This is a genomic window from Umezawaea sp. (genome assembly GCF_057122925.1).
The window spans coordinates 1-5,653 of sequence record NZ_DBNGPQ010000108.1; the positions used below are offsets into that span (position 1 = coordinate 1).

The 5,653-nt window shown below is 70.1% G+C and carries 4 protein-coding genes, 1 rRNA gene and 1 pseudogene; 5 read left to right on the forward strand and 1 reads right to left on the reverse strand.

Annotation, left to right across the window (positions count from 1 at the left end; all coding sequences use genetic code 11):
- Positions 1 to 362: ribosomal RNA gene (locus AC156L_RS24805) — 16S ribosomal RNA — on the reverse strand; the annotation flags it as partial.
- A gap of 566 nt (positions 363 to 928) precedes the next feature.
- Here AC156L_RS24805 and AC156L_RS24810 point away from each other — a divergent pair.
- From AC156L_RS24810 to AC156L_RS24830, 5 genes and pseudogenes are all read left to right on the forward strand, one after another.
- Entirely contained in the window at positions 929 to 2,041 is a 1,113-nt protein-coding gene (locus AC156L_RS24810) for a lycopene cyclase family protein (protein WP_330876613.1), read from the forward strand.
- Between the two features lie 74 nt (positions 2,042 to 2,115).
- Positions 2,116 to 3,831 carry a GGDEF domain-containing protein gene (locus AC156L_RS24815; RefSeq protein ID WP_330876614.1) on the forward strand — a complete coding sequence of 572 codons (1,716 nt, stop codon included), beginning with the start codon at positions 2,116 to 2,118 and terminating at the stop codon, positions 3,829 to 3,831.
- A gap of 63 nt (positions 3,832 to 3,894) precedes the next feature.
- Entirely contained in the window at positions 3,895 to 4,236 is a 342-nt protein-coding gene (locus AC156L_RS24820; protein WP_330876615.1) for a hypothetical protein, read from the forward strand.
- 17 nt (positions 4,237 to 4,253) lie between these two features.
- Positions 4,254 to 4,313, forward strand: a pseudogene (locus tag AC156L_RS24825) (hypothetical protein); the annotation flags it as partial.
- A 193-nt stretch (positions 4,314 to 4,506) separates the two neighbouring features.
- Entirely contained in the window at positions 4,507 to 5,634 is a 1,128-nt protein-coding gene (locus AC156L_RS24830) for a carboxylate-amine ligase (RefSeq protein ID WP_330876616.1), read from the forward strand.
- Positions 5,635 to 5,653 lie beyond the last annotated feature (19 nt).

Below are 5,653 nucleotides of genomic sequence, written 5' to 3' on the forward strand. Positions count from 1 at the left end.
GCAATATTCCCCACTGCTGCCTCCCGTAGGAGTCTGGGCCGTGTCTCAGTCCCAGTGTGGCCGGTCGCCCTCTCAGGCCGGCTACCCGTCGTCGCCTTGGTAGGCCATTACCCCACCAACAAGCTGATAGGCCGCGGGTCCATCCTGTACCGCCGGAACTTTCCACACCCCACCATGCGATGAAGTGTCATATCCGGTATTAGACCTAGTTTCCCAGGCTTATCCCAGAGTACAGGGCAGGTTACCCACGTGTTACTCACCCGTTCGCCGCTCGTGTACCCCGAAGGGCCTTACCGCTCGACTTGCATGTGTTAAGCACGCCGCCAGCGTTCGTCCTGAGCCAGGATCAAACTCTCCAATAATGAATTGTTTGATCGCTCCGAACAATCACTGACATTACTGTCAGTTGTCCAGTTTGATCTCAAAGGAAACCCATTGACTGGGTTCATATAAGTTACTGGCTATTCGGCACGCTGTTGAGTTCTCAAAGAACACGCGCACACCATTTCGTTTCGCTTTGTGCGACCCGATCCGGGGCAGGTATTCGGTATTTCGTTTGTGTCTGAAGCTTAGCAACTCCGTTTTCGCCTTGTCAAATCGGCCGTTTCGGACCGTTTCGCTCAGCAGAAACCCGCTTCGCATTCAGTTTGCTATGTTCCAGAAGTTATCCGAACCGCATTTCCCCTGTCAAATCGGCCTCTTCGAGGAATCCGACCCAGCAAGGAACGCTGGTACTTCATGTAGTTCTGGGGGTTGTGCCCCGCTCCGTTCCGTTTCCGGCCCGTTCCGCGCTGGCAGGGAGAAACTTACACCCGTGTCGTCCGGGCTCCAAACCGGGGGTCCCCTTAGGCAGTCGCAGGGTCCTGACGTGCGCAATCACCCCCGATCGGGCGCGGCGCGACGCCGGGCGTCGGGATAACGTCGATCCGTGGACGTGATCGTGTTGGGCGGTGGGCCCGCGGGCCGGGCGTTGGCGGGCTCCTGCGCGGAGGCGGGACTGGAAACGACACTCGTGGACCCCCGCCCCGACAAGCCGTGGACGTCGACCTACGGCGCGTGGGCGGACGAGCTGCCGAAAGGCGCCCCGATCGCCGCGCACGCGCCGGTGACGCGCGCGGTCGGCACGGAGCACCACGTGCTGGACCGCGAGTACGTGGTCCTCGACAACGCGCGCCTCCAGGTCCTCTCCCCCTCGGTGCACGTCGAGGTCGGCAAGTCCACGAGCATCGCGCTCGGCCCTCACCGCTCGTCCGTGCGCCTGGCCGACGGGCGGACGCTGACGGCCGCGCTGGTGGTCGACGCCACCGGGGCTCCGCCGAGCCGGGGCAGGGTCGAGCAGACCGCGGCGGGTGTCGTCGTCCCCGCGGAGGAGGCGAAGGCCGTGCTGGGTGACGGCGAGGCGCTGGTCATGGACTGGCGGCAGCCGCCGGTGACGGGTGTGGAGTGGCCGACCTTCCTGTACGCCGTCCCCCTCGGCGGGGACCGGGTGCTGCTGGAGGAGACGTCCCTGGCGCGGCGGCCGGGTCTGCCCGTCGCCGAGCTGCGGACGCGGCTGGCCGCGCGGCTCGCGGAGCACGGCATCGTGCCGACGACGGTGGAGGAGCAGGTGCGCTTCCCCGTGGACCTGCACCGGACGGCGCGGTTGACGTTCGGTGCGGCGGCCGCGCTGGTGCACCCGGCGACCGGGTACAGCGTCGCCACGACGTTGACGCTGGCTCCGCTGGTGGCGGAGGCGGTCGCCGAGGCGCTGCCGAAGGGGCCTCGGGCGGCGCGGGCGGCGGCGAAGCAGGTCATCTGGTCGCCCGCGGCGAAGGTGGTGCACACGATGCGCCGCCACGGGCTGCGCGCGCTGCTGGCGATGCCGCCGGAGCAGGTGCCGGAGTTCTTCGACCTGTTCTTCCGGCTGCCGGAGGAGCTGCGGCGCTCCTACCTGTCCGACCGCGAGGACGTGGCGGGGGCGACGAGGGCGATGGCCGAGCTGTTCCGCCACGCGCCGTGGCGGTTGCGCCGAACGCTGGTGCTGGCGCCGCAGGATCGCTGACCCCGGTCGAAGAAGTCGTGAACACCTGGTGAACCACCTCGGCAGGCGGTGGGTCGACCAGGCACGATCGTCGGGTGCCCGCGTTGCTGGATGACGTCCGATTCGCGTTCCAGCCGCTGTTCAACCTCCACACCGGGGGTGTCGTCGCGGTCGAGGCGCTGGCCCGACCGCAGGACGGCGGCGTGCGGGACCTGCTGCGCACGGCCCACCGCGCGGGGTACCTGACGAACACCGACGTGGCTCTGGCCTGCCGTGCGGTCGGGTTCGCGGCGGACCACGACCTGACGCTGCCGCTGCACCTGAACCTGCTGGCGATGACGGTCGCCGACCGGCCGGAGTTCCTCGCGCCGCTCTACGGGGCGTTGCGCGACGCGGGCCGCGACCCGTCGAGCGTCGTGGTCGAGATCGGCACGCCGTACTCGCGTGCGCGGCGCGGGCTGCTGGTGCGCGGTCTGGAGCGGTTGCGCGCGGACGGGTTCCGCATCGGCCTGGACGGGGTCGGTGAGGGTGACGTGCCGCTGAGCCTGCTCACGGAGGCGCGGCCGGACGTGGTGAAGCTGGACCGCGAGGTCGTGGCCGGGCTGCCGGAGGACCCGTCGTCGACGGCGTTGGTGCAGGCGTTGCAGCACATCGCCGAGCACACCGACACGCAGGTCGTGGCCGAGGGCGTGGAGACGGAGCCGGAGCTGGTGGCGCTGCGCAGGCTCGGGGTTCGGCTGGCGCAGGGCGACCTGCTGGCGATGGCGTCGCGAAGACCGAAGGTCAACGCGACCATCTCGGCCGTGTTGAGCGAGGCGAACGACCCGGAGGCGGTGACGCACACCGGTCCGATCCGGCGGTTGGCGGGCCCTCGGGTGACGGACTTCCTGCACCCCGCGACCACGCTGCCGGAGGACGCGACGTCGGAGCAGGTGCGCGAGGTGCTGGCGGGCCAGCCGGGGTTGAGCGGTGTGGTCCTGGTCGATCCCGACGGGCGTCCGCGCTGGTCGGTGGACCGCAACCGGTTCCTGCTGTCGGTGACCGGGCCGTACGGGCACGCGCTGCACGCCAAGCGCGACGCGGCGCGGCTGGCGGACCGGCCGCACCTGGTGGGGACGGGCACGTCGGCGGTGGAGCTGCTGGAGGTCGTGGCGCACGCCGCGCGGGAGCGGACCAACGACGACCTGGTCGTGGTGGACGACGACGACCGGTGCCTGGGTGTGGTGCGGGTGGCGGACGTGGTGCGCGGGATCGCCGAGCTGAAGGTGGAGCAGGCGGCGGCGCTGAACCCGTTGACGCGGTTGCCGGGCAGCGAGGCGGTCGAGCGCGAGGTGGACCGGCGGATCATGTCGGGTGAGTTCTTCGCCGTGGGCTGGTTGGACGTGGACGGGTTCAAGCGGGTCAACGACGGGGTCGGGTTCGCCGCGGGTGACGAGCTGATCCGGGCGATCGGGCGGGGTCTGTCGGAGGCGGCGGCGGAGTGGTCGTCGGCGCAGGTGGGGCACGTCGGCGGGGACGACTTCCTGGTGGTGGCCGGGTTGGACGAGATCGTGCCGATGGCGACCGGGGTGCTGGACGCGGTGTTCGAGGTCGAGGGCATGGCGGTCACGCTGTCGTTCGCGACGCTGGTCTGCGGGGCGGGTTCGGTGCCGTCGTACCGCGAGGTGTCGCGGTTGTTGGCGCCGTTGAAGACACAGGCGAAGTCGTTGCGGGGCAGCAGTTGGGTGCTGGGCAGGCCGGGCGACGAGCGGGCGGACGTGCTGCGCGGCGAGCCGGTCGGGGAGAGCGGGTCCCCCCGACCGGCGGCGTGATCACCTGGTCGACGGCCGTGAGGCCGGGAGGCGGGCCCCGCGCTGGGCACCAGGGCGCCGCCGGTGGCCGTGCCGGCGGTGCGGGACGGGGAGCCGTGCCCGGACGCGTCGACGTCGTCGTGGAAGGAGGGGCAGATCGAGCGGGTCGAGCTGTCGCCCGCCGCCGTGGGCGGGCTGCTGGACCGGGCGCTCGACGACGCGCTCGACCAGGTGAGCCAGCGGTCGGGGAACTCGTTGCCGCCGCGGGAAACCCCGCGGTCCGGAGTGGACAGCGGATCGCTGCGGCACCGGCACGGGGTGTGGCGGTGGGCCGGTGTGGAGCGGCCGACGCGCAGTCCATCGCGTGGGCGGGCACCGAGGCAGGCGCGGCCGGTGTGCGGGACCGGGTCGCCAGCAGCGCGCTGACCAGGCGGGAACGCGACGTGGTCCGGCTGGCGGCGGAAGGCCGTTCGAGCCAGTGGATCGCCGAGCACCTCGCCGTGTCCCGGCGTACCGTCGACAACTACCGAGGTAGGGCGTGCGCGAAGCCGGGCGTCACCGGGTGTTCGGAGCCTGCTGCCGTCCTGGGCTCCGAAACTGACGCCATCCGCGCGCACAGTTCGCCAATACGCCGCATGTGCCCCGACTTCGTCACTCATAGCATTGATCGGACTACCCTGAGCACTGGGAGCCACTGTGAGCACGACCGAAGCCAGCCAACTGCCCCGTCCGCGGACACTCTTCGACAAGGCCCTCACCGTAGGCGTCGAGGAGGAGTTCCTGCTGGTGGACGCGGTGACGGGGGTCGTCGTACCACTGGCGCCCGACGTGCTGGCGGCCGATTCACCGCACGACCTCCAGGCTGAACTGACCCAGTTCCAGGTCGAGAGCGCCACACCGGTGTGCCGCTCGATGAGCGAGGTCCGCGCCTCGCTCACCACCACCCGATCGGTCCTGGGCACGATGGCGGCGGCGCACGGAACCCGCATCGTCGCCACCGGCACCCCGGTGCTGGGCGACGTGAAACCCGTTCCGCTCACGAACGACCCCCGCTACCGGCGGATGGAGGTCGAGTACGGGCGCCTGGTCCAGGACCTCACCATCTGCGGTTGCCACGTCCACGTGGGAATCCCGGACGACGACGCCGGTGTGCTGATCAGCAACCACCTGCGCCCGTGGCTACCGGTCCTGCTGGCGCTGAGCGCCAACTCCCCGTTCGCGGACGGCCGCGACACCGGCTACTCGTCCTGGCGCTACCTCTCCTGGAGCCCGTGGCCCTCGGCGGGAGCACCGCCGCACTTCAGCTCCGCCGAGGAATACCACGTGGCGAGGCGGAACCTGCTGGACAGCGGCGCCGCAATGGACCCGGCCACCGTCTACTGGGACGTGAGACTGTCCGCGAACCACCCGACGGTGGAACTGCGCGTCTGCGACGTGGCCGCCACGGTCGACGAAGCGGTCCTGATAGCCGCCCTCACCAGGGGCGTGGCGGTCATGGCGCTGAGCGCGCGGGCACCAGCGCTGGACGTGGCACCCCACGTCCTCCGAGCGGCGATGTGGCGAGCGGCACGGGACGGCGTGGAGGGAACGAACGTGGACCTCCGCACCGGCAGCCTCGTGCAAGCGTCCAAACAGGTCCAAGCCCTGGTCGAATGGGTCCGCCCAGCCCTGGAAGCAGCAGGCGACTACGACCTGGTGACAGACGCGGCGGACAGGATCCTCCTGGACGGCTCAGGCGCAGCCCGCCAAAGACGGGCCTTCCAACAACGAGGAAGCCTCAAGGACGTGGTCACACTGCTCATGCGGCAAACAGCGCACCCATGACAAGTAGCCCGACCAAGGG